The following is a 24837-nucleotide window of genomic DNA, read 5'->3' on the forward strand; positions in this document are numbered from 1 at the left end:
CTCACTCCCGCTGACCTCGGCTGCTGCCCTGTCGAATCGGGGCGGAATCATCCGAATCATCGAGCACCGCCACGAGATCCATCGCCCGCTCCCGGTCGCCCGACTTGATCGCGCTCGAGAGTGCGCGGCAGCGATCAGCGAAGCCTTCCGTCCGGCCGTTCCGAGTCAATTCGGCGCACAGATCCAGTCGCGCCGTGTCCGCTGCCGAACGCGCCGAATCCGGAATGCCGTCGAATCGAGTCCGTGCGGCCATCTCGGGAATTGCGGCGCGCAACTCCACCACTCGTGCACTGTCGACAGGTTCGGCCTCAAGGCGGGTGAGTGCGGTTTCGAAGACCGTCGTGTCGATAGCACTGGTCTCTGCCATCGACTCAGCGACGGCTTGGGATTCGAGCGCACGCAGGATGTCCACTCCAGAAACTGGCCCCGCCGCAGACGCACCAGACAATCCGGCGATTGCTCTCCTCGTTCGTCGACGGGCGTCCTGAACATCCGGGTCCGACTGGGGCGAGGCCCGGAGGAGACGACGAGTATACGGCTGAGTGGGAAAGTCCGTCACGCCGATTGCATCGCCGTGCTCGACGAGCGTCCCGTGTTCGAGCACCGCGATCTGGTTGCTCATATGCCTGACGACCGCTAGATCGTGGGTGATGAAGAGGTAGGCGACCCCGAGCTCACGCTGCAGTTCGAGCAGCAGATTGAGCACCTGGGCTTGAACCGACAGGTCGAGCGCGGACACCGATTCGTCGCAGACGACGAGCCGCGGCTCCGGCAGAAGCGCTCGAGCGATAGCGATTCGCTGACGTTGGCCGCCGGAGAACTGTGGCGGGAACTTCGGAAGAGCCGTGCGGTCCAGACCGACTCGCTCCAGCATCGACACGACGCGGCTGCGGAGCTCGCCCCGAGACAATCTGGGCACGCTGGTCAGCGACTCCCCGACACTTTGCTCAATGGTCCGATGAGGGTTGAAGGAGCTGTACGGGTCTTGGAAGACGGCCTGGATTTGAGTGCTCAGTTCCCGCCGCACCTTGCCCGAAGCTCGAGTGATGTCCTGCCCGTCGAAGATGACGGCGCCCTGAGCGGGTTGCACGAGTCCAAGGACGCACGAGCCAAGGGTGGATTTCCCCGAACCCGACTCCCCGACCAAGCCAAGAGTCTCACCCGCCTGGATGCTCACGCTCACACCATCAAGGGCGACCTTGTCCGTGCGCCGCCCACGTCCCTTGTAGACGACGCCGAGGTCGTTGATCTCGAGAAGCAGCTTCATTTCACTCCCTGCAGGATCGGGGTGACACGGACACACCGCGCACTCGTGTCGTCAGCGGTGTGCACGAGGCGGATCGGAGCTGAAGTGCACCGCTCCTCGACGAACTCGCACCTGTCTGCGAAACGGCAGCCATTCGGCCAGGACCCCGGAGGCGGGACCGCGCCGGGGATAACTGGCAGCAGCTCACGCGGCGCAGTGCCGACGGATGAGGAGCGAAGCAGTGCCTGCGCATAGGGATGCTTCGGCTTGCGCACGAGAGTTCGCACATCTGCGTTCTCGACGACCTCACCGGCGTACATGACGACGGCACGGTCACACGCCTCGGCGACGACGCCCCAGTCATGGGTGACGAGGATCAGCGCCATCCCGCTCTGTTCGCGAAGGTCGCTCAGAAGATCGAGGATCTCGGCCTGAACCGAGACATCGAGGGCAGTGGTGGGCTCGTCGGCGATGAGGAGTTTCGGCTCACCTGCAAGCGCGCGGGCGATAGCGATGCGCTGCGCCATTCCTCCCGACAGCTCGTGAGGATACTTGTTCGCCACGACCTCCGGTTCAGGCAGACGCACCCGAGTCATGAGTTCGAGAGCAATGCGCCGAGCATGTGCTCTGCCGACCTTTCGATGCAACTGCACGGCCTCCGTCAATTGGTGGCCGACCGTGTAGGCCGGATTGAGACTGGAGATGGGTTCCTGGGAGATGAAGCCAATCCCGGTTCCCCGATAGGCATTCATGCCTTCCTCGCTCAATGACGTCAGTTCGGTCCCATTGAATGCGATCGACGCGGCAGAGATGTGCGCACCAAGCGGCGGCACTCTCAACACGCCCGAGATCGTCATCGACTTCCCGCAGCCCGACTCGCCGACGATGCCCAGCGATTCACCCGGAGCGACAGAGAAACTCACCCCATCGACTATTTTGACCTCGTCGCCGCCTTTAGGAAGAGCCACGGACAGGGAATCCACCTCGAGAACCGCGGAAGCACGGTGGATTTCAGTCGATGTTTCGGTCTCCCGTGGCTCGATTGTCTCCTTCTGGGTGACCCGAGCAAGCAGAGCACGCCAGTTGAACGCACTGGTCGAGCCGCTGGACCGGCCTGCATAAGCATCGCGGATGCCATTGCCCATCAGCGTCAGGGACAACGCGACGACCGCGATGATGCCCCCCGTGGGAACGAGCATCCACGGGTTGAGGACGATCGCCATCTGAGCATCATTAACCATATTGCCCCAGGTCGGGTTCGGTGGAGCGACGCCCAGGCCGAGGAAACCGATCGCTGCTCCCGCCAGGCAGGACACTGCGGCGACGATGCTGATCTGCGTGAGCGCCGGACCAGCGATGGCGGGGAGCAGATGCCGTGTCATGATCTGACGGCTGGTCAGGCCGGCAACACGGGCACCGGCGACATAGAGCTCCTCGCGCACTGCAACCGTCGCAGAGTAGACGACCCGGATGAGCGTCGGCGACATGATGATGCCGAAGGTGATCATTGCCGCAGATTCGTTCTGCCCGAAGATGGCCAGGACGACGAGAAGAATGACGAGACCGGGGACCGCGAGCAGGATGTCGCAAATCCTCATCGTCGCCACTTCCACCCAGCCGCCGAGTGCCCCAGCGGCAACTCCGAGCACCATACCGATCACCGTGCACACCACAACCGACTGGAACACTCCGAGCAGAGTGACCTGACCTCCATAGAGGAGTCTGCTGAAGATGTCGCGTCCGAGCTGATCGGTGCCGAGCAGATTCTGCGCCGATGGACCCGAGTGGGCATTGAGCAGGTCCTGCTCCAAGGGTCCGAATGGAGCGATGACCGGCGCGAGCACCGTCGAGAAGACGATGATCACGAGTGCGACGGAGCACACTGCGGTCACCGGCTGCTTGAGCATACGCCGGACGAAACTCACGTTGCGGTCCACAGTCCCGCCTGCGTCTGATCGACTCGGCACACTCTCGACTACGGCACTCATTTGGCCACCACCTTGGGATTGAGGATTCCATGGACGACATCGGTGAGAAGGAACACCACCACGACCATCGCCGTGTAGAACACTGCCAGACCCTGAATGACCGGGAGATCGTGCGTCTGCGTCGACGCAACCATTTGTGCCCCGAGACCCGGCATCGCGAAGATCTGCTCGATGAGAATGGTTCCACCGAGCAGGCCGACGAACACGAGGCTCGTCATGGTCATCACCGGACCGCCAGCATTCTTGCCGATGTGCTTGAAGACGATCCGTTTCCACGGATAGCCGTTCGCCCTCACACTGCGCACATAGTCGCTGCGCATCGCCGACAGCATCTCCGCCCGCGTGACGATTGCGATCAATGCTGCCTCGGACAGGCCAAGCACGGCGACGGGAAGCACCAGGGCATGCGCCCACTCGATCGGCGATTCACCGAAGCTCACATATCCGGAGACCGGAACCCACATGAGGGTCACTCCGAAGAAGAGCACCGCAATCATTGCCAGCCAGAAGTTCGGAAGGCCGCGAACCAAGACCGAGAGAACTTCCACGGCCCGACCGATGAGGCCTCCTCTGACTGCCGCGAGCACTCCGATGCTGATTCCCAGCAGAAGAGCCACGAGCAGAGCGCCTACGGCGAGTGAGAGCGTGACGGCCATTCGCGACGCCAGAATCTCCACTACTGGCCGTCCACCCGAGATCGACATGCCGAGATCTCCGGTCACGGCCCCCTGCAACCACGCCGCGTACTGCACCAGCACTGGTCTGTCGACGCCCAACTGCCGGTTGAGCTCTGCGACAGCCTCCGGAGTTGCACTCGATCCCAGCATTGATTCCGCAACGCTCCCGGGCGCCAGTGTTCCCAGCACGAAGACGATCAACGAGATGATCAGCATCAACGGGATCGCCAGCAGCAACCGACGGACAATAACTCCGATCATGATGTGCCTCCCTATCCAGAATCCTGTAGTTTCGAGCCCAGAACGTCGCCGAGACGATCAGCCGTGTTCAATCTTTCGGAGTCCAGCCCGCGTAGTCGTAGTTGCCGATCGGACTCGACTGGCCGATCTCGACACCGGTCGAGTACACGTGAAGGGGCGAAGAGGTGAGCGGGATGTACCACGCCTTCTCCGTCATCACCTCGTTGAACTGCATCGCTGCCTCCTCCAGCCCGGAGTCGTCGGAGCTCTGAAGCTCTTCGTAGGCGGCCTCGAGATCCGGGTCGACCGATTCGAACGGGTTCAGCGGTGCCGAATAAGGAAGCTTGTAGAGGCGGTCCGACTGGTAGAGCATGTCGCCCATGAAAGTCCACGAGGCGAACCCCAAGGGAAATTCTTTGGATGTGATGTCCGTGAAGAAGGTCGACTCAGGTGAGGATTTGATCTCGATCTCCACGCCGATCTGCCGAAGCTGCTCCACCGCGGCGACAAGGACGTTCTGGGCCTCGACATCATCGTGATTGGACAGCAGGGTCACGGAGAATCCGTCGGGGTACCCCGCATCATCCAGCAGCTGCTTCGCTCGATCCACGTCATAGCTGTATTTGGACTTCAGGTCGGCGTCCCAGCCCAGCAGAGCCGGCGAGGCGAACTGATCCTGAGGCTTGGTGCCCGGCGTAGCCGCGCTCACCAGGCTGTCGCGGTCCATGGCCAGTGCCACTGCCTGCCGGACTCGCTCATCGGCGAGCGGTTTCGAGATCTCGCCCTCTCGATCCCAGACGAATATTCCTGCGCCCCACAGAACTCTCTCATCAACGTCCAGTCCCTTCTCCTCGGCCTGACTGAGGAGCTGGGCTCCGCCGGTCAGGCTCGCCTGCACTTGACCTGTGGTCAGCGCGTTGAAGGCGGTATTGGGATCACCGATGACCGACAGTTCGACCTTTTCCCAGCTCTGACGCGTCTTGTCGAAGTAGTGCTCATTCGGGACATAGGTGTAGTGATCACCCGGTTCACTCTCCTCCGGGGAATAGACATAGGGCCCGGCGCCGAACATCTCGGTCTTCATCTTCTCGGGCTCGGCGAGGCCGGCCTCACTGATGATCAGGCCGTTGTTACAGAGTTCCGTTGAAAAGAGATCCTCCATTCCACGGGTGGGAGTCTCGGATGTCACCTGTACCGAATCGCTCCCCTTCGCCTCGATGGTCAGCGGCGAGAAGTAGGCCTCGGTGTTGAGTCCCGGTGTCTTCTTGTAATAGTTGAGGGTGTCCACGACTGACTCGACAGTAAGGTCGGTACCGTCCGCGAACTTGACTCCGTCTCGGATCTTCATCGTGAAAATGGTGTTGCCCTCCGAATAATCCCACGACGCCGCGATCCCGGGAGCAAAACCGCCGTCGTCGGAGATTCGGATGAGAGGCTCGTACGCAAAGTCGAAAATCGGACTCGTGCAATTGGTAGGCAGATCGAAGTTCACGGGACTCCATCCTGGCAACGCCATCTTCAAAGTGTCGGTGGACCCGGCCGCTTTGCCGCCTGACCCACCGCATGCCGTGAGCGCCGCTACGAGCAACCCCGCACCGAGTGCAGCGGCGAGCTTACTTCTCCTGTGCGCCGAGGCGCCCGTGCGCCCTTCCTTCAATGACTTCATGAGTTCTCCTTCGAACGAATCCGCCACCACGGTTCAGCTTTGGCTTCAGGACCGACGGATGTGAAGAATCTTAGGAAGACCCGGATCACACAAAGATGGGGATTGTCCGAAATGCAGGTTCAGGATTCGGGAGATCTCCAACCTCGCTCACCGCAAATCTTTGGGGTCGATCAACCGAAATTGCCGCCTCGGAAAGGCGGTTTCGTTCGATAGACGAAGCCCGCACTGACAGTTCGTCAATCGCACAAGCCGTCGGATTCCCCGACTGGATAGCGTCGAAAGTCCGCGACCCTCCATGTCATTCGTCAGAGAGGACGATCCATGAACGCAGCTCAACCCGGGCCTGACGGCCTGATCGACGGCTATCTCACAATGCTGCGGATCCGTGAGTTCGAACTCGCCGCGATCAGAGCTCACGGAGAGAAGCTGGTGCACGGCACCCTCCATCCCTACATCGGACAGGAGGCGATCGCCACCGGCATGTGTGCTCATCTCCGCCAAGACGATCTGATGCTCTCGACTCACCGCGGCCATGGTCATTGCATCGCCAAGGGTGCCCCGCTGGCGCCCATGATGTCCGAGCTCTTCGGACGTGAGAACGGCCTCTGCGGGGGCAAAGGTGGTTCCATGCATGTCGCCGATTTCAGCGTGGGAATGCTCGGGGCAAATGGTGTCGTCGGCGCGAACATCGTGCTCGCTGCGGGAGCTGCCCACGAGGTCAAGCGACGGGGCGAGGACAGAGTTGTTGTCTGCTTCTTCGGCGATGGCGCAGTCAACCGCGGTCCCTTCCTCGAGGGCCTCAATTGGGCTCAGGTGTTCGATCTTCCGGTCATCTTCGTCTGCGAGGACAATCAGCACTCAGCATCGACTCGGACATCGACGATGACCGGAGGAGAAGGCGGAGGCGCTCGGGCCCGCAGCATCGGACTGACGACCATTGACGTCGATGGCAATTCCCTCCCCGACATGCTTGCTGCCGGCAAAGAGGCCGTCTCCATCGTTCGGAGCGGTCAGGGGCCGGTGTTCATTCACGCGCGCACCTTCCGAGTCACGGGGCACACCGCCACTGACCTGGCTCAGTGGCGCGACACCGAGGAGGTCGAACGTCATGCCGCTGCCGACCCCCTCCCTTTGCTGCGCGCGCGAATCCTCTCAGAAGGTCACAGAGAAGACGAGCTCTTGGCAGAAGAACGGCGCGTACGCACCGATGTTCAGCTCGCCTACGACAAAGCACTCGCATCAGCATTGCCTCCGGCTACCCGCGCATTCGAGGACGTACAGGTTACCGGCAATCCGCAGATCGGAGCATTCTGATGACGAACCTCATCGCCATGACCGCAGCCGAAGCGTCGACCTTGGCGCTTCGTGAGGAATTCGCGCTGGACGAGAACGTGTGGGCACTCGGCGAAGACATCGGCCGCGGCGGAGTCTTCGGCCAGTATGCCGGTCTGCAGGACGAATTCGGTCCCCAACGCGTCGTCGATACACCGATCTCGGAAGCCGCAATCCTCGGAGTAGCCGTCGGAGCGGCGATGGTCGGATCCCGGCCAGTCGTCGAAATGCGCTTCAGCGACTTCGCCTTATGCGCCATGGACGAGATGATCAATCAGGCCGCGAAGGCACGGTACATGTTCGGCGGACAGTCGAAAGTTCCGATCGTAGTGAGGGAACCCACCGGCCTCTGGCGTTCGGCCGCAGCACAGCACTCACAGTCACTCGAAGCCTGGTATGCCCATATGCCTGGACTCATCGTGGTATGTCCATCCACTCCCGCAGATATAAGGGGGCTCCTCAAGGCCTCGATCCGCGCGGACGACCCCGTCGTGTTCATGGAGCCCAAGGGGCAATGGCAGCGGACTGGAGAGGTCGACCTCGACGATCAGGAACCCTATGAGCTCGGCAAGGCTGCGGGGCGCCGTGAAGGCGATGACGTGACGATAGTGTCCTGGTCGACTCAGGTGCACGTCGCCCTGGAGGCTGCGGAACGACTGGCCGAACAGAGCATCGAATCGGACGTCATTGATCTTCGCACCATCTTTCCCTGGGACAAGGATTCTGTGTCCCAGAGCGTTCGACGAACCGGTCGATTGCTGGTCGTGCACGAAGCCGTCGCAGTCGGAGGATTCGGCGGCGAAATCGCATCGTGGATCTCCGAACACGAGTTCCACCACTTGAAAGGACCGGTGGCCCGACTGGGCGCCCCGCGCATTCCGGTCGGCTATGCCCCGAATCTCGAGGACCAGATCCGCGTCACGGCCGAGAACATTGTCGATCGCGTCATCCGAATGATCAACGAAGGAGAAGAGGAAACTCAGGTATGAATATCACAGCAGGTGAAGCACTCGCGAGGACCGTTGCCGCGTTCAAACCGGGCCTGATGCTCGGAATGGGTGGGTTCCAGCTCCTTCCTTTCTATGATGCCGCTCGTCGGCTCGGGCTACCCCACCATCTGATCAACGATGAACGAGCGGCGATCTTCGCTGCCGACGCCTATGCCAAGGCCACAGGACGTGTGGGAGTCGTCGACGCGACCCTCGGCCCGGGAGCCACCAATTTGGTGACGGGACTCGTCGAATCGCTGAATGCCGGAGTGCCGATCGTCGCAATAGTGGGTGACACCCATCGGGATCACTCGTGGAAGAACATGACGCAGGAATCGCGTCAGTGCGAGATCCTGCGTCCCGCGGTGAAAGAACTCCTCGACGTCACTACACCCCTGCGCGTCCCCGAACTCGTCAAACGCGCTTTCGCGATTGCCACGAGCGGTCGCCCCGGCCCGGTCGTCATCAACATCCCCGAAAGCGTCACTCATGCCGAATGGGACTATGACGAGACCGAATTCGAAGTGAACGAGGCATTCGCCTCCATTCCCGCGTATCGCACTCGTCCTGCTTCCGCCGCGCTGCTGCAGGCAGCCCACCTCGTCGCTGAGTCCGAACGACCGATCATCCTCGCCGGCGGTGGCGTTCACCTGAGCGGAGCTTGGTCGGAACTCACCGAGTTCGCGGAGGCGCTCAACATCCCAGTGGCGCACACGATGACCGGAAAGGGCGCGATCAGCGATGACAATCCCCTCAGCGCCGGGCTGTTCGGGCGATATGATCGCATCGCGAACACCCTGATCGCGGAGTCGGATCTGGTCATCACCATCGGCTGCAAACTCGGCGAGATCGCCACCAAACGCTACACAGTGCCGCCGGCGAATTCCCGTGTCATTCAGATCGACTCGGTGGCCGAGGAGATTGGCCGAACCCGTGAGATCGAACTCGGCCTCTGGGGCGACGCGCGGGAAACCCTGGTCGCGCTGCACGAGGAACTCAGCGAGCAGGCCGAGGGAATCCGGCAGAAGAATGCAGCTTATACGGGGGCGATTCCAGAGAAGATGGCTGCTTGGAAGACCTCTGTGCGTGCGCGTCTGGAATCGACCGAAGTGCCCATCAACATGGCACGCGCGCTCAACGAGATCAATGAGATCCTGCCGGCGGATGGATATCTCATCGCCGATGGCGGATTCGCGGCGCACTGGGGTGCCCTGCTGTTCGATGCCAAGCAGGCCGGTCGACAGTTTCTGCCCGACCGCGGTTTCGCGTCGATCGGCTACGGACTGCCCGGGGCCATCGGCGCATCGCTCGCTTCCCCCGAGACTGCGGTTCTCGCCATCACCGGCGATGGCGGTTTCAACATGATGCTGGGCGAACTCGAAACCGCCCGTCGTCTCGGGACGAACGCAACGATCATGATCGTCAACAATGCCGCCTCCGGGTATATCAAGGCACTCCAGCACCTCATGTACGGGGAGGAAGGCTACCATGCCTCCGATCTCGAGGAGACGAACTTCGCCGAGGTGGCCCAGGCCATGGGCGTGCACGGTGTGCGGGTCGAGGACCCAGATGCCTTCGGGGATTCCCTCCGTGAGTGCCTCGCCACCCCCGGAATCTCGGTGCTCGATGTTGTGGTGACTCGTGACCCTGCGAAGATGCTTCCAGGAGTGGACTCCCGTGCCGCGAAATTCAAGAAGGGAGATCGAATCGCATGAGCCTCGGGCCCGATGTCGTGTCGGCCCCCACGATCACTTCGATCCCGGAAGACGTGGCCGGACGGATACTCCTCACCGGATCGCATGCGGGTGCATACACTGGACGGTTGGCTGCCCGACTCGGTCTGCGTGGTGGAGTGTTCCACGATGCGGGCCGAGGCCTCAATGATGCGGGTGTAGCCGGCTTGGTGGTCCTCACCGAGGTGGGAGTTCCTGCAGCAGCACTGGACCATCGCACCTGCCGCATTGGTGACACCTCGGACATGTTCGAACGAGGTCGTGTGAGCGTCGTCAACGATGCCGCCCGGACCCTCGGCGCTGCCGAAGGAATGTCGACCGAAGAGATCCTCACTGTTCTTGCGAGGAGCGACCCTCACGATCCAGTACGGCTTCCGGCAGCCGAGTCCCGGGTCGAACTCTTCACCCGCGAAGGGGCCGACCGCGCCATAGTGCTTGTCGACTCCGCGGCACTGGTCGAGCCCGGGGACGACGACGGAAAGATCATCGTCACCGGCTCGCATGGTGGCCTCATCGGAGGCGACCCGAGGAAGGCCCTGAAGGCCATTGGATTCGCTGCGGTGTTCAACGATGCCGGAATCGGCATCGACGATGCCGGAATCGGTAGGCTCGCGGCTCTCGACGCCCGCGGAATCCCCGCACTCACGGTCGATGCGAGAACGGCACGGATCGGCGAGGCTTTCTCCACCCTCGGCGGAATCATCTCGCGGGCGAATGACCGTGCGAGATCGCTCGGGGCAGCCCCAGGCGAAACGGCGGCGAGTCGAGTGCTCGAATGGGCGAGAGAAGCGTGACTTCGAAGACCTATAGCAGGTCACAATTCCATCATCTGACTTCGTAATCTTCCCAATCACGACACAACCGCTCATGCAGGAGAGTGTTCTTCAACCTGCCAGTCAAAGGAGAGAAGCAGTGAAGCTTGACACTTATGACCACATCATCGTCGGCGGAGGATCAGCCGGTTGCGTGCTCGCCAACCGGCTGAGCGAAGATCCGGAGACCAAGGTACTCGTCATCGAGGCGGGACATCGCTATTCCTGGTTCGACGTTCCGATCCGGATTCCCGCGGCATTTCTCTTTCTCATGGGACACCCCCTCTATGACTGGCGTACCAAGTCAGAACCAGAGGCAGGGCTGGGCGGTCGCCGGATCGACCACTACCACGGCAAGGTCATGGGTGGGAGCAGCTCGATCAACGGCATGTTCTACCAGCGTGGTAATCCCCTCGTCTATGAACGGTGGGCGCACGAGACGGGATCGCAGGTGTGGGACTATGCTCATGTTCTCCCCTACTTCAAACGCATCGAGAGCTTCGACGGTCCCGATCCCAGTGGCCAGTATCGAGGACGCAAAGGCCCAATTCCTGTTCACCGACACCATTATGACGGCCCACCGAATCCTCTGTTCGACGCGCTCTTCCAAGCCGCAGTGCAGTCCGACTACGAACTTGTCGACGATGTCAACGGCTACCGGCAGGAGGGATTCGCCTCCTTCGATTCCAATATCAAGGACGGCGAACGATACAACGCGGCTCGCACCTATTTGGCTCCTGTGAAGAATCGGAAGAATCTCGACGTGGTCACAGGGGCCCACGCCACACGAGTGATATTCGAGGGAACACGCGCAGTCGGAGTCGAGTTCGCCTCGGGTCCTCGCAAGAAGCGGACGATCGTCAAGGGTGCAGAGGTCATCCTCAGCGGCGGCGCTTACAACTCCCCTCAGCTCCTGCAATTGTCGGGGATCGGCAACGCTGCCGAGCTCAGCAAACACGGCATCCGGTCGATCGTCGATCTTCCCGGCGTCGGTGAGAACCTCCAGGACCATCTCGAAGCGTTCATCATGTACGAGTGCACACAGCCAGTCTCCAACCAGAGCATCGTGAGGAAGCGCAGCTACCCGTTGACTGGGCTCAAATGGATTATCGGGAAGAAGGGACCGGCGGCATCGAACCATTTCGAAGGCGGCGGGTTCGTCCGTTCGTTTCCCGATGCTCCGATGCCGAACCTCATGCTCACCATGCTCACACTCGGTGTCCGCAATGATGGAACCCCCGCACCGACACCTCATGCCTACCAGATCAACCTCGGTCCCCAGCAGCCCGAATCGAGGGGTCACATCAAGCTGCGCAATCGCAACCCGTTTGAACAGCCGGTGGCGACCTTCAATTACCTCTCCACGGAACGCGACCGGCAGGAATGGATTGACGGAGTGCGAGCGACCAGGGAGTTGATGAACCAACCGGCCTTTGCAGAATTCAACGGCGGCGAACTCTCACCCGGCCCCGAGGTGGAGTCCGACGAAGAGATCCTTGATTGGGTCTCCCGGGATGCGGAGACCACCTACCATCCGTGCGGCACCTGCAAGATGGGCACCGACAGCGAGGCGGTCGTCGACCCCAATGACTTCCGGGTTCACGGTGTTCAGGGGCTGCGTGTCGTCGATGCCTCGGTGATGCCATCGATTCCGAACGCCAATCTTTACGCGCCGGTGATGATGATTGCCGAGAAGGCCGCCGACGTCATTCTCGGCCAGGACCCCCTGCCTGCCGAAAAAGTCGACTTCTATCGGCATTCGACAACTCAAGCTCACTGACCGAATCAGCACGAGAACAGCGTTAAACACCCACCTCTCATCGGAGTCCACATGACCCGTACCAATGTCAACCTCACCAAGCCCTCAGGCACTCAGCTGTATTCGGACGCCGTTGTGGTCAACGGCCTCGTCCACACGACCGGTCAGATGCCCATCGACGACAACGGGAACCTGGTGTCCGAAGATCTCGTCGAGCAGGTTCAATTCGTCTTCGATCGGCTGAAAAGACTGCTCGAAGCCTGCGATTCCTCTCCTTCCAAGATCGTGCGCCTGACCGTCTATCTCACGGACATCACATCAGTCGGACGGCTCACCGACCTGCGACGTGAGTTCCTCGGCGAGTCCCGTCCAGCCAGTGTCATGGTCGAAGTCCGTCGATTCGGCGTACCGGGCATGCAGGTCGAGGTCGAGGCGGTGGCCACCACACACTGATCCCGTCCCGAGGTCGAAGCGGACGCCATCGTCCGCGTCTCAGGGCAGCTCACGGGGAATGTAGTACACGCCCTTCGAGTCCTCTTCGACGGCCACGCGCAGGACGTCATCGACGGCGACATAGTCGTTGACCTTGATCGTGCCGGTCTGCGGACTGAGCTCGCGCACGGCGAAGGCAGGGATGAGGCCTTGGCGCCCGTCGCTGTCGACGGCGAGAGCGTACTTGGGACCGGTGGCGCGGACCTTGACCTCGATGACACCGTGCTCGTCCGCTCCGGCGAGGCGCTCGGGCTCGGGGTTGGTCAGGGCGGAGAGCTCGACGGCGAGGACGTCGGCCATGTCGTCGACGGTCGCGAGCATGTTCGCCATCGCCCGGGCGAACTCCCCGTGGAGCTCGCTGGGCTTCATCGCCGCACCCGGCTTGTACATGTCCTCGTGTGTGAGCTCGCTCCAGGCATCCTGCAGCCGCGTCTTCACCTGGATCTCCGCATAGACGGGATCGGTGTCGTCGACGGGGATCTGCAGGGTGACGTGGGCGGCTCGGTAACCGCTGGGCTTGGGCGGATCGACGTAGTTCTTCTCCTCGACGAGGACGAAGGACCCGAGCTGCTGCGGGTCACGCAGGGCGTCGAACATCATCACCTGGTCGCGCGGGGATTTGCACAGCACCTTGACGCCGACGATGTCACGGACCTGGTCCTCGACATCTCGCCAGGAGGTGATGACTGCCGCGGGATCCTCGGCGGCTCTCTCAGTGAGTTTGGCCAGGGTCCTGGCCGGGTCCTTGATCCGGTGCCCGTTGATGTCGAGGCGGGAGATGTCCTGGGCCTTGAGCAGGTCACGCTGCTGCTGTTTGAGCCACAGCTTCATCTGCAGCGCGGCCGACTCCCATGCCTCGCGTCGATGCTCATAGGCCTGCTCGACGAACCGTCGCAATGCCGAATCCGCGCTCACCGTGTCTCCTGAAGAAGTTCTCGTCTGACCTGACCATCAAACCACGAGCGCGCCACCACAACGGTGACGCGCTCGTGAAAGCTGTGCTGAATCCTCAGTGTCCAGCCGAGTGGCCCGCGGACTCTCGGCTCAGTGACCGGCTCCCGTGGAGCCGACTTCCGAGCAGGCCAGGACGCGTGCCTCGGAGAGCATTCCCTCGCGGGTCGCGATCTTCTTCCGCTCGCGGCCTTCGGCCTCACCGAGTGCCTTCTCCGCGGCGTCGAGGCGGTGGTAGCCCTCCCAGTCCGTGTAGTCGACGCCCTTCGATTCGAGCAGTTCGACGATCGAGCTCTCGTCGGGGTACACGGGATCCGTGAGGACTCCGGCGGCGCGATCCTCGAGGATATGCGTGATCGTCTCCAGGGCATCGCCCTTCGTATGCCCGATCAGCCCGACCGGTCCGCGCTTGATCCAGCCCGTCGCGTACACACCCTGGACGACATCTGCCGCAGCGGCCTCGGCCTGGTCCAAGGTGTCGACGACGCGGCCCTCGTGATTCGGGATGACTCCCTTGCGAGGGTCGAAGGGCAGCTGCGGAAGAGCAGTTCCGGCATAGCCGACGGCGCGGTAGACGGCGTCCATCTCCCAGTCGACGAATTCTCCGGTGCCGTTGACACCGCCGTTGCCGTCGAGCTCCTGACGCTCCGTGCGCAGACCGGTGACCTTGTCCTCACCGAGGACTTCGACGGGGGCGTGGAGGAAGTGCAGATGCAGGCGCCGAGGTGCGCCCTTGGGATCGCGCAGCGTGAAGTCGGTCAGCGTCTTCGTCACCTGCTTGACCTGGTTGTTCGAGTGGATCGAGGTCATCGAGGCCTCATCGAACTCGAAGTCCTCCGGGTAGACGATGATGTCGACGTCCTTGACATGGCCCAGCTCGCGCAGCTCCAGGGGCGTGAACTTCGCCTGCGCAGGCCCACGCCGGCCGAAGACGTGGACATCGGTGACCTTCGACGACTTCAAACCCTGATAGACGTGATCGGGGATCTCGGTGGTGAGCAGGTCGTCGGCCTGCTTCGCCAGCACCCGGGCGACGTCGAGGGCGACGTTTCCGTTGCCGATGACAGCGACCTTCTCGTTCTCCAGCGGCCAGGTCTGAGGCACATCAGGGTGGGCGTCGTACCAGTTGACGAAGTCGGCGGCGCCGTATGAACCCGGGAGGTCGACGCCAGGAATGTCGAGCGAGGCGTCCTTGACACAGCCCGTGGAGAAGATCACCGCATCGTAACGATCGGTGAGCTCCTCCAAAGTGACGTCGGTGCCGTAGTCGACGTTGGAGAACAGGCGGATGTCGCCGCGGTCGAGGACCTTGATCAGCGCATTGATGATGCCCTTGATCCGCGGGTGATCGGGGGCGACGCCGTAGCGGACGAGGCCGAACGGAGTCGGCAGCCGATCGAAGAGGTCGATGCTGAGGTCGAAGTCGCGCTCGGCCTTCGTCAGAAGATCGGCCGCGTAGATGCCTGCAGGGCCGGCACCGATGATGGCCACCCGGAAGGGACGAGTCATTCTCACACCTTTCTAGTCAGTGGCTTCCAATTCTATCGCTTGGGTAGGGCATCCTTACTCAATCGTGATGAACCTCGCACTTAAGCTTCATCTGTGAGCCTGAATATCTCCCCCGACGACAGCGCCCGACGTCGAACAGGGCTGGGCTACGGAATCTCCGCCTATCTGATGTGGGGATTCCTCCCTCTCCTCTTCGTCATCGCCGCCCCCACCGGCGCCTTCGAACTCGTCGCCCACCGAGTCATCTGGTCGCTGCTCTTCTGTGCGATCCTGCTGGCCTTCACCGGCGGCTTCAAACGCACCTGGGACGTCATCACCTCGGGCAGAACCTTCTGGCTGCTCGCCCTGGCATCGGTCCTCATCGCCGTCAACTGGACGACATTCATCTACGGGGTCGAGACCCATCAGCTCGTCGAGGTGTCGCTGGGCTACTATCTCAACCCGCTCATCTCGATCGGACTCGGCGTCATCTTCCTCGGTGAGAGACTGCGGCCGCTGCAGTGGGCGGCTGTCGGCTTCGGCCTGCTCGCCGTCGTCATCGTCGGGATGGGCATCGGACGAGTGCCCTTCATCGCCTTCGGTGTGGCGGTGTCATTCGGCCTCTACGGGCTCGTGAAGAACAGGGTCGGCGGCAAGGTCGGTGCCCTCGAATCGATGACGGTCGAAACAGCCGTGCTGACCATCCCCAGTCTCGCCCTGATCGGCTATCTGGCCATCGTCGATCTCAACACCTTCACCGGATTCGGGCCCGGTCACGTCCTCGTCCTCATCCTCACCGGCCCGGCGACGGCGATCCCGCTCATCTTCTTCGGAGCCGCCGCCCGCCGCATCCCGCTGTCCTGGGTGGGCCTGCTGCAGTACATCGCACCGACGATGCAGTTCATCATCGGCGTCGCCCTGCTCGGTGAGGTGATGTCGACGACCCGCTGGATCGGCTTCTTCGTCATCTGGATCGCTGTGATCCTGCTCAGCGTCGACCTCGCCGCCACGACGAACCGCCGCCGGAAGCTGTAGGGACGCCAGACACGAACAAGCCCGCCGTCGACGCGAACCTCAGCTCGTGCGCGAGACCACGGAGTCGGCGAAGGCGAACAGGGAGTCCTTGACGATGCCCTCGGGCAGGGGTGCGAGGGCCGACTTCGCGTCCTCGGCCCAGCGCACCGCCTCGGCGCGGGCCCGCTCGGTCACCGGGTGGGAGGCCAGGGCCGCACGCGCGGACTCGAGGGCCTCATCGGAGGTGAGGTCGGCATCGAGGAGCTCGACCACCTCGGCGGCGGAGACGTCACCATCGGCTGCCGCGGCACGGGCGTAGAGCACGGGCAGGGTCGGGACCCGCTCTCGCAGGTCCGTGCCCGGGGTCTTGCCCGAGGACTGCGAGGAGGCGGTGAGGTCGATGATGTCGTCGGCGAGCTGGAAGGCGATGCCGACGCGCTCACCGAAGAGCCGCACGGGCTCGGCCAGGGACTGGTCGGCCTGCGAGAACATGACCCCGAACTGCGCCGAGGTGGCGATGAGCGACCCGGTCTTGTCCGCGAGCACATGGAGGTAGTGATCGATCGGGTCCGCGTCCTCCGGGGGGCCCGCGAACTCGTTGAGCTGTCCGAGGACGAGTCGCTCGAAGGTCTCGGACTCGATGCGCACCGCTTCGGGCCCGAGGCCGGCGGTGACGAGGGAGGCCTTGGAGAACAGGAGGTCGCCGGTGAGGATCGCCACCGAATTGCCCCACACCTCATGGGCGGCGGGCGCACCTCGGCGCACGGGAGCGTCGTCCATCACGTCGTCGTGATAGAGGGAGGCGAGGTGGATGAGTTCGACCGCCACGGCCGCCTCGATGATCTCATCGCGATCGGGCTCACCGAGGCGGGCGGTGAGCAGGAGGAGATTGGGACGGGCGCGCTTGCCCCCGGCCGCCAGCAGATGCTTGGAGGCGGTGTCGGGCAGCTTGCGGGTCTGCTCGGTCACCTCATAGAGCCGGCGCTCCACGGCCTCCAGCTGGGTTGAGATATCCGCCGCGAGCTGGGCATCGGCACCGGTGAGGGTCGCCGGAGATGCTAGGTGGCTCATGTCCTCGTCATTCATCGTCGTCATGGTCGTGGGGTGCTCAGGCATTGCTGGTGCTCAGGCATTGCTGGTGGCCGGCACGATCCGGGTGAGAGTGGAGATCACCCGGTCGATGAGATCAGCCTCGGACACCGTGGAGTCGCGGTAGAGGTTCGCCAGCAGTTTCACGACGAATTCCATCACAACGTCAACACCCATACCGTACTTGATTCCGAAGTGCATCAGGGTGGGGTGGCCGATAATGGCGGAGAAAACACGGCCCAGGGTGAAGTAGCTGCCGAGCGAGTCGCCGATGAGCTGCGGGTACTCGGCGAGCCTCTGCCGCATCACATGCTGCGGGTAACGGGCATAGGTGGAGATCACCTCGGCGGCCAGGCGAGCGGACTCCAGCGCGTAGTCGATGCCTTCGCCGTTGAACGGGTTGACCATTCCCCCGGCGTCGCCGAGGAGCAGGAGGCCCTGGTGGAAGTGCGGGGTGCGGTTGAAGGCCATCGGCAGGGCAGCGGACTTGATCGGGCCCAGCGCTGTCGACTCGTCGATGCCCCATTCGCCGCCCATGTCGGCGATCCACTGGCCCATCACGGAGCGCAGGTCGACGGAGCCGAACTGGGGTGAGGAGTCGAGGAGGCCGGTGCCGATGTTGATAGTGCCGTCGCCCATCGGGAACAGCCAGCCGTAGCCGGGCAGCACCTCGGACTGGCCGTCTGCGTTCGTCGACCGCATCTCGACCCAGCTCTCGATGTAATCGTCGGCGTGCCTCGGCGAGGTGTGATAGCTGCGCACGGCCACGCCCATCGGACGGTCGTCGCGCTTGGACAGGCCCATGGACACGCCGAGGCGGGAGGAGACTCCGTCCGCGGCGATGACGATGGGGGCCCGGAAGTGGGCGTCGGGGCCGACCCGCCGGCCCCGGTGATCAGTGCCGGTGGCGTGCACTCCCCGGATCCAGCCGTCCTCGCCGATGTCCGGGGACAGGGCTTTGACCTGCTCGAACAGTCTGGCGCCAGAGCGCTGGGCGTGACGGGCGAAGGCCTCGTCCATGCCCATGCGCGGTTTCGTCAGCCCATAGTCGGGGGTGCCGTCGATGTCGGGCCAGTCGATTTCGAGGCGGTGACCGCCGCCGATGAGGCGCAGTCCGCGATTGCGATGCCACCCCTCGGACTCCGGGGTGTCGAGGCCGAGATGGCCGATCTCCCTGACCGCGCGCGGGGTCAGGGCGTCGCCGCAGATCTTGTCCCGCGGGAACCCGGACTTCTCGAGGATGACGACGTCGTGTCCGGCACCGGCCAGGTAGGCGCCGACGGCCGAGCCCGCGGGACCGGCACCGACGACGATGACGTCGGCGTCGAAGTCGCTGCTCACGGCTTGAGGGCGTGGTGGATCGCGACGATGCCGCCGGAGAGGTTGCGGTACTTCACCTGGTCGAAACCGGCGTCAAGGACCTGGTGGGCGAATTCGTCCTGGTCCGGCCAGGCGCGGATCGATTCGGCGAGATAGACGTACGCCTCCGGGTTCGACGACACGATCTTCGTCATCGCCGGAATCGCTCGCATCAGGTACTCCTTGTACACGGTGCTGAACGGGGGGAACGTCGGAGTGGAGAACTCGCACACGACGAGGCGGCCGCCCGGCTTGAGTACGCGCAGCATCTCCGTCAGCGCCACATCCACGTCCTGGACGTTGCGGATGCCGAAGGAGATCGTGACGACGTCGAAGCTGGCGTCGGAGAACGGCAGATCCATCGCGTCGGCGTAGATGAAGTCGATCTCCGGGTGACGCCTGCGCCCCTCGGCGAGCATGCCCTCCGAGATGTCCCCGGCGACCACCTCGGCGCCGTGATGGGTGAACGTCATCGACGAGGTGCCGGTGCCGGCAGCGAGGTCGAGGACGCGCTCGCCGGGACGGGCGGCCACAGCGTGGGCCACGGTGCGTCGCCACGCTCGGGCCAGGCCGAAGGTCATCACATCGTTGGTGAGGTCATAGCGGGAGGCGACGTCGTCGAACATTGCGGCGACATCAGCGGGCTGCTTGTCCAGCTGAGCACGATTCATGGCTTCATTGTCTCAACAGCGACTCGTCCGGAGCGAATCCTCTGGTGCCGATTCTCCGCACCCGCCGCTGTGGAACTCGCCACAGTCGCCGCAGTCGGTCTTTTCCCGCCGCTCCGCGCGGCGAGGACCTGGTCTAAAGTGGGCCTGAAATGACTGACACTTACGGTTCCGCGGACATCGCGGCCAACACTCCGCACCTGCAGGTGAGCTCGCGCTTCGTCGATGACGTGGACCCCGGCCCCGGGTTCCCCTTCGAATCCGGACTACCCACGACCGTGGAGCAGACGCTGACTCTCCTGCCCACCTCGGCGTTCTCCTGCTGGGTGCGCGACACCTCTGGTCTCATCGGCTTCGGTCGGACCCTGCGGATCCGGGCCCGCGGCCAGGACCGGTTCGCCGAGCTCTCCGACGCCTGGAGGGCGATCACCGCCGCCGCAGACGTCGAGGACGAAGTCGATCTGCTCGGCTCGGGCCTGATGTGCTTCGCCACCGTCGCGTTCTCCGGGGAGTCCGAGGTCGACTCCCTCCTCCACATCCCCGAGTTCGTGCTCGGCCGTCGCGGTGGGCGCGTGTGGATGACCACCATCGCCGAGGCGGGGGCGAACCCGGCGCCGCCCGTGCTGCATCCGGAACCGCTGCGCCCGGTCACCTCGGCGAAGGCGACCCCGGGTGATCTCGACGCCGACTCCTGGACGCGGCTCGTCGAGAGGGTCTCTGCCATGCTCACCCCGGTGGGCAACTCCGCCGAGGTGGATGCCTTCTCCGACGATCCCACCCTGCGCAAAGTCGTCCTCGCCCGCGATGAGCTCGTCACCACGGACGAGGACATCGACGTCCGCTCAGTGCTCGGCGCTCTCAACCGCAGCTACCCCAGCTGCTGGACCTTCGACGTCGCCGGGCTCATCGGCTCGACCCCGGAGCTACTCATCGGGGTCGAGAACTCACGCGTCGTCTCCCGGGTGCTCGCGGGCACTTACCGGGTGGAGCAGGATCCGGCGACGGAGCTGGCCGCGGCGCGGAAGCTGCTCAGCGCGCACAAGGACAGCACTGAGCACGCGTTCGCGATCGCGTCCCTGCAGCGCAGCCTCAGCCGCGTCGCCGATGACGTCAGCGTCGATGAGCGCCCGCATCTGCTGCCGCTGGCCACCGTCATCCACTCGGCCTCCGACGCGACCGCGCACCTCGGTTCCGAGACCACGCTCAACGCCCTCGACGTCGCCGCGGCGGTGCACCCGACCGCGGCCGTCGGCGGATACCCGCAGTCGAGCGCGCTCACACACATCGACAGTCTGGAGCCGCTCGATCGCGGTCGGTACTCGGGCCCTGTGGGCTGGATGGATGGGCGCGGCAATGGTCAGTTCGGGATCGCTCTGCGGTGCGGTCAGCTCGAGGACCGGAACCGGATCCGCCTCTTCGCCGGCGCCGGGATCATGCCCGATTCCGACCCCCTCGCCGAGGTGGCCGAGACCGAGGCGAAATTCGCCCCGATGCGCCGGGCGCTGGGTCTGGGTTGAGAGCGGCGCCGGCTTCGGGTTGACCGCGGCGCTGGGTCCCGGGTCCGCGCGGCGCTGATGCCATTGTCAGGGAGGAAAAGGTCGAATTCTTCCCCGATTCTCGACCTTTTCATTCCTGACAATCGCGCTGACCCGGCCAGATGGCCGTGGCCGACCTCGTGTCAGGGGCGAGGTCTAGTGTGTGAACATGGAAGCACAACCCGTGCAGGGCACTCCGACAGCAGATGTCGGGGAGTCGGAGACGCTGGCCGAAGTCTCTCGGCTCAGCGCTCTTCTGTGCGGCTTGTCTCCTGCTTCCACTGAATGCGAGGCCCTTGACCGGATCACGGCCTTCGAAGAGCTCAAAGCCACCCTCGCGGCTGCCCAGAGTCGCGAAGCCGTCGGGTTCGAACAGCTGCGCATCCGACGTGACGCTCTCAACAACGTCCCCGCGGCGAGGCAGGGAGTGCGCGCCGGCGACGAGATCGGCTTCGCGAGGAAGTCGAGTCCCGGTTCAGGACGGAAGTTCCTCACCACTGCCCGCACACTGACGGACTTACCGGACACTTTCGAGGCGCTGACTCGAGGCACCATCAGCGAGGCGAAGGCGAACGTCATCGCGGACGAAACCGCCGATCTCTCCGGCGATGAAAGACGCCGCGTCGACCGTCGGATCCGGAACAGCCTCAGCGACTCCGGAATCAAGAGCCTGCGCCATGAAGCGCGCGCCCTCGCGGCCGAAATCGCCGCTGACACAGCTGCGGACAGGGCCGCTCGAGCTGCCGCCAACAGACGCGTGACGATGACGCCACTGCCTCACGGAATGGGACGAGTCTCCGCCATTCTTCCGATGATCCAAGCAGTCGCCGTCTCCGAGGCGCTGAAGTCCGGTGCCGATTCCGCCATCGCCCAGGGCAAGGCCTTGGGACGCAGACATGCGCAGGTGATGGCCGACCTGCTCGTCGAACGCACAACGGGGCTGACGAAGGCCAAGGACGTGCCGGTCGAGGTCCACGTCGTCATCGAGGTCGAATCGCTGCTGTCCAGAGGCGCCGTGCCCGCCTGGCTGCCCGGGTATGGGCCATTGCCCGCGAAGGAAGCCCGGAACTTCATCGCCGCGAACAGAGCGCAGGTTCTTCTCCGTCGCCTGTTCACCACACCCCACGAGGGGCAGCTGGTGGGGATGGAGTCCAAAGCTCGGGTCTTCTCAGGGCTGCTGCGGCGAATGGTGGTGTTCCGTGACGATGTCTGTCGCAGTCCGTGGTGCGATGCTCCGATCAAGCATGCCGATCACGTCAATCCTGCGGCGGCTGGCGGACCCACCACCTGGGAGAACGCTTCTGGCCTCTGCGCGAGCTGCAATTTCGCGAAGGAGCATCCGGGCTGGGGGCACGAAACGATCGAAGTCGGACTCATCGTGCGGACTCCAACCGGTCGCCGGTACTCCGTGAGCAAGCGCCCCTTGGTGACGAAGATGCGGCAGCCCCGCCGATCTCCTGAGTGCCCGCCGGGCAAGCGGGATTGGCGCCAAGCATTGGCCGGTTTCATGGAGCCATCGGCACAACCACCACCGCAGATTCCGCCTTCTCCACGACAGATTCCGCCGCCAACGGGGTCCCCGGCCGGTCCAGACAGCCGCGCTGCAGATGCCTTGAGCCCCGTCGAAGAGCTGCTCCGCTCGAGACTCTTCGCCGACAGCGGCTGAGGTGCCGGCACTTCCTGCCGCCTGACTCACTCCCGGCCCAGCGGCTCCAATGTGATCTCGATGATCCGTCGATGCGCCCCTGCCGATGCGGCTGTGTCTTCGATGGCTGTGACGAACTCGGCGAAGCTCGAGGCTTGAGAATAGTCCCACCCGTAGGCTGTGGCCAGGTCGGAGAAGTCCATGCCGTGCCCGACGGTGAAGTACCGCTGCAGATACGGAGTGACATGGTTCTGGGAGTGTTCGAGCCCGGAGAAGATCGCGCCACCGTCGTCGTTGAGAACGACGATCACCACGTCGCCGGCTTGCTCATCACTCGGGGTGAGGAGGCCGCCGACGTCGTGGAGCAGAGCGATGTCGCCGATGACGAGCACGACGGTGTCCTCGAGTGCCAAGGACAGTCCTATTGCCGTGGACACGAGCCCGTCGATACCGGCCAGTCCGCGGGAAGCGTGGATCTCGGCTTTCACCTCGGAGACGGCGCTGAGGTAGCGGACCGTGTTCGAACTGGCCGCGAACAGAGTGATCTCGGAGCCGGCCAGATACTCTGTGATCTCTGCAACCACCGTAGGAGCCGGGACCGAGGCGAGCGCCGAGCCGGCAGCTGTCCATTCCTCGAGCCACGAACGAGGACGGTCATCTGCGTTCTCGCCGCCTTCGCGATCGGCCTCCGCACCACCGCTCAAGACGAGTTCGACCTCGTCGATGTTGTCGGGCAGGCGAAGGATATCCACCGTCTCATCGGCCAGCAGTGCCGCCACCGGCCTGGTCAGCGTGGGTTTGCCGTGGACGAGGACCGTTCGGACGGCTGCACGGAGGTCGGATCGTTCGGCGAGCACTCGATCGTGCAGCGGAACGAATGTCCGCGCTGCCGTCAGTGGGCTTGACGGTTCGGCCAGCACGGGGATGCCGTACTGTTCCGCCAGCTCGATGAGCTGGTCAGCGGAGAATCCGGCCGCGTCGCCCGCGACGATGATCGTTCCTGCGCTGGTTCCCGAGGCAGCATTCGGTCCCGCGGCAGCATTCGGTCCCGAGTCAGCATTCGGTTCGGAGTCGATAGTCGGCCCCGAGCCCACAGTCGAATTGAGGGGCAACGCCACTTCGATTCGGCCGCGATCGAGGGGGCGGCTCTTCCCGCCGTCCCGGCTCTTTGCCCCGTCCTGGCTCTTTCCGCCGTCCTGGCCTTGACCGTGGTCATAGCCGAGGTCATGTTCCGGCGACTCCTCGGCGCCGGTCATTTCCTCGATCTCCGCAATCCACTCGCCCAATTCGTCCTCGGTCGGCACCAGCGGAACATCGAACTGCACATTGAACTGCACCGGCCCGGGCTGTGATCGGCTCGAATCCTGCAGGCGACCGGCGGCGGGCTGTTCGCGACCGGAGGACAATCGCTCCCCACCGGCACCGGTCTCGGCACGTCCGACGGAACGGGCGATCGCCTCGGCGAGCAGCTCATCGACGCCGCGCACCCGGTCATGGACAACCCGGTCGATGGCGGTGCCGCGGCCGAGTTCACTGCCGCAGCCCACCTGGGATCCACCGCCGACAGCCACATCGAAGGCTGCACGGACATCGGTGAGCACCTGCGACTGATCGTCGAGCGTCTGATTCGCGCCGGTCCCCCGCAGTCGTGCCGGCCGATCGGCCGTGATCGCGAGCAGTGGAAGATGACCGTAGGAGGCTTCGAGGACCGCGGGATGCAGATTCGCCACCGCCGATCCCGAGGTGGTCACCAGGACCACAGGAGCCTCACCGCGACTTCCACCGGCCTCACGCAGGCCGGACTCACGCAGGTCGGACGCACGCTCACCGGCCTCATGCAGGTCGGACGCATCCGAATCCGCCGAGGCGCGCCGCCGCGCCTCCTTCACCCGCAGTCCTCGGGCCAGCCCCAGGGCGAGGAACCCGGCATCACGTTCATCGACGCGGACGTGTGTGCGGATGAGACCCGCCTCAGCCAGCGGTGCCAGGGCGTAGACCAATGGCGCCGAGCGCGATCCGGGCGCGAAGACGACCTCCGTGACTCCAGCCGTGACCAGTCCTCGGGCAATCTGCTGCGCCACTGCGCTCGAATTCGACATCACCCGTCATTCAACCACTTACTCACCTGCGGTTCACATTGGATGCCTACGATCG

Annotated in this window: 19 protein-coding genes; 9 read left to right on the forward strand and 10 right to left on the reverse strand. The window is 63.8% G+C overall.

Annotated features, from left to right (window positions below; all coding sequences use genetic code 11):
* Position 1: 1 nt before the first annotated feature.
* The 4 genes from RIT73_RS02625 to RIT73_RS02640 form a co-directional block, all read right to left on the reverse strand.
* Positions 2–1267: an ATP-binding cassette domain-containing protein gene (locus tag RIT73_RS02625; protein ID WP_309130495.1), complete on the reverse strand. Its 1266-nt coding sequence runs from the start codon at positions 1265–1267 to the stop codon at positions 2–4.
* On the reverse strand, positions 1264–3171 hold the full coding sequence (locus RIT73_RS02630) for a dipeptide/oligopeptide/nickel ABC transporter permease/ATP-binding protein (protein WP_309130496.1): 1908 nt from the start codon (positions 3169–3171) through the stop codon (positions 1264–1266). Before RIT73_RS02630 ends, RIT73_RS02625 begins: the two co-directional genes overlap by 4 nt.
* Positions 3172–3230: 59 nt before the next feature.
* Positions 3231–4172 (reverse strand): ABC transporter permease, encoded by a 942-nt coding sequence (locus RIT73_RS02635; RefSeq protein WP_309130497.1) that lies wholly within the window; start codon positions 4170–4172, stop codon positions 3231–3233.
* Positions 4173–4239: 67 nt separating this feature from the next.
* The gene (locus RIT73_RS02640; RefSeq protein WP_309130498.1) at positions 4240–5817 is read right to left on the reverse strand and encodes an ABC transporter substrate-binding protein; all 1578 of its coding nucleotides are present in this window, start codon (positions 5815–5817) and stop codon (positions 4240–4242) included.
* A 321-nt stretch (positions 5818–6138) separates the two neighbouring features.
* On the opposite strand from RIT73_RS02640, the gene RIT73_RS02645 reads away from it, so the two are divergent.
* The 6 genes from RIT73_RS02645 (at position 6139) to RIT73_RS02670 (ending at position 12895) form a co-directional block, all read left to right on the forward strand.
* Entirely contained in the window at positions 6139–7131 is a 993-nt protein-coding gene (locus tag RIT73_RS02645; protein WP_309130499.1) for a thiamine pyrophosphate-dependent dehydrogenase E1 component subunit alpha, read from the forward strand.
* The gene (locus tag RIT73_RS02650; protein WP_309130500.1) at positions 7131–8138 is read left to right on the forward strand and encodes an alpha-ketoacid dehydrogenase subunit beta; all 1008 of its coding nucleotides are present in this window, start codon (positions 7131–7133) and stop codon (positions 8136–8138) included. Before RIT73_RS02645 ends, RIT73_RS02650 begins: the two co-directional genes overlap by 1 nt.
* A complete protein-coding gene (locus RIT73_RS02655) occupies positions 8135–9853 on the forward strand; it encodes a thiamine pyrophosphate-binding protein (RefSeq protein ID WP_309130501.1) in 1719 nt (572 codons plus the stop codon). Before RIT73_RS02650 ends, RIT73_RS02655 begins: the two co-directional genes overlap by 4 nt.
* 107 nt (positions 9854–9960) lie before the next feature.
* On the forward strand, positions 9961–10665 hold the full coding sequence (locus tag RIT73_RS02660) for a hypothetical protein (protein ID WP_309130502.1): 705 nt from the start codon (positions 9961–9963) through the stop codon (positions 10663–10665).
* A gap of 118 nt (positions 10666–10783) precedes the next feature.
* Positions 10784–12463: a choline dehydrogenase gene (locus RIT73_RS02665; RefSeq protein ID WP_309130503.1), complete on the forward strand. Its 1680-nt coding sequence runs from the start codon at positions 10784–10786 to the stop codon at positions 12461–12463.
* A gap of 51 nt (positions 12464–12514) precedes the next feature.
* Positions 12515–12895 (forward strand): RidA family protein, encoded by a 381-nt coding sequence (locus tag RIT73_RS02670; protein ID WP_309130504.1) that lies wholly within the window; start codon positions 12515–12517, stop codon positions 12893–12895.
* A 39-nt stretch (positions 12896–12934) separates the two neighbouring features.
* Here the strand turns inward: RIT73_RS02670 and RIT73_RS02675 are convergent, their stop codons facing one another.
* Positions 12935–13849, reverse strand: coding sequence for a RelA/SpoT domain-containing protein (locus RIT73_RS02675; RefSeq protein WP_309130505.1), 915 nt, complete (start codon positions 13847–13849; stop codon positions 12935–12937).
* A gap of 129 nt (positions 13850–13978) precedes the next feature.
* A complete protein-coding gene (locus tag RIT73_RS02680) occupies positions 13979–15394 on the reverse strand; it encodes an FAD-dependent oxidoreductase (RefSeq protein WP_309130506.1) in 1416 nt (471 codons plus the stop codon).
* A gap of 93 nt (positions 15395–15487) precedes the next feature.
* Here RIT73_RS02680 and rarD point away from each other — a divergent pair, with 93 nt between their 5' ends.
* Complete coding sequence (gene rarD / locus RIT73_RS02685) at positions 15488–16408, forward strand: EamA family transporter RarD (RefSeq protein WP_309130507.1); 921 nt, start codon at positions 15488–15490, stop codon at positions 16406–16408.
* A gap of 39 nt (positions 16409–16447) precedes the next feature.
* On the opposite strand, the gene RIT73_RS02690 is transcribed toward rarD, so the two are convergent.
* From RIT73_RS02690 to RIT73_RS02700, 3 genes are read right to left on the reverse strand one after another with little or no spacing between them, the layout of a single operon-like run.
* Positions 16448–17458: a polyprenyl synthetase family protein gene (locus tag RIT73_RS02690; protein WP_375294970.1), complete on the reverse strand. Its 1011-nt coding sequence runs from the start codon at positions 17456–17458 to the stop codon at positions 16448–16450.
* Positions 17459–17512: 54 nt separating this feature from the next.
* Positions 17513–18817 carry a geranylgeranyl reductase family protein gene (locus RIT73_RS02695; protein ID WP_309130509.1) on the reverse strand — a complete coding sequence of 435 codons (1305 nt, stop codon included), beginning with the start codon at positions 18815–18817 and terminating at the stop codon, positions 17513–17515.
* Positions 18814–19506 (reverse strand): demethylmenaquinone methyltransferase, encoded by a 693-nt coding sequence (locus RIT73_RS02700; protein ID WP_309130510.1) that lies wholly within the window; start codon positions 19504–19506, stop codon positions 18814–18816. The genes RIT73_RS02695 and RIT73_RS02700 overlap by 4 nt, the downstream gene beginning before the upstream one ends.
* 149 nt (positions 19507–19655) lie before the next feature.
* Here RIT73_RS02700 and RIT73_RS02705 point away from each other — a divergent pair, with 149 nt between their 5' ends.
* Together RIT73_RS02705 and RIT73_RS02710 are read left to right on the forward strand one after the other, a co-directional pair.
* Complete coding sequence (locus tag RIT73_RS02705) at positions 19656–21020, forward strand: isochorismate synthase (protein WP_309130511.1); 1365 nt, start codon at positions 19656–19658, stop codon at positions 21018–21020.
* Positions 21021–21207: 187 nt separating this feature from the next.
* Positions 21208–22704: an HNH endonuclease gene (locus RIT73_RS02710; protein ID WP_309130512.1), complete on the forward strand. Its 1497-nt coding sequence runs from the start codon at positions 21208–21210 to the stop codon at positions 22702–22704.
* 26 nt (positions 22705–22730) lie between these two features.
* On the opposite strand, the gene RIT73_RS02715 is transcribed toward RIT73_RS02710, so the two are convergent.
* A complete protein-coding gene (locus tag RIT73_RS02715) occupies positions 22731–24782 on the reverse strand; it encodes a thiamine pyrophosphate-binding protein (RefSeq protein WP_309130513.1) in 2052 nt (683 codons plus the stop codon).
* Between the last annotated feature and the right edge of the window lie 55 nt (positions 24783–24837).

Origin of the sequence: Brevibacterium sp. (genome assembly GCF_031179145.1) — a bacterium.
In the GTDB taxonomy this organism is placed as follows: domain Bacteria; phylum Actinomycetota; class Actinomycetes; order Actinomycetales; family Brevibacteriaceae; genus Brevibacterium.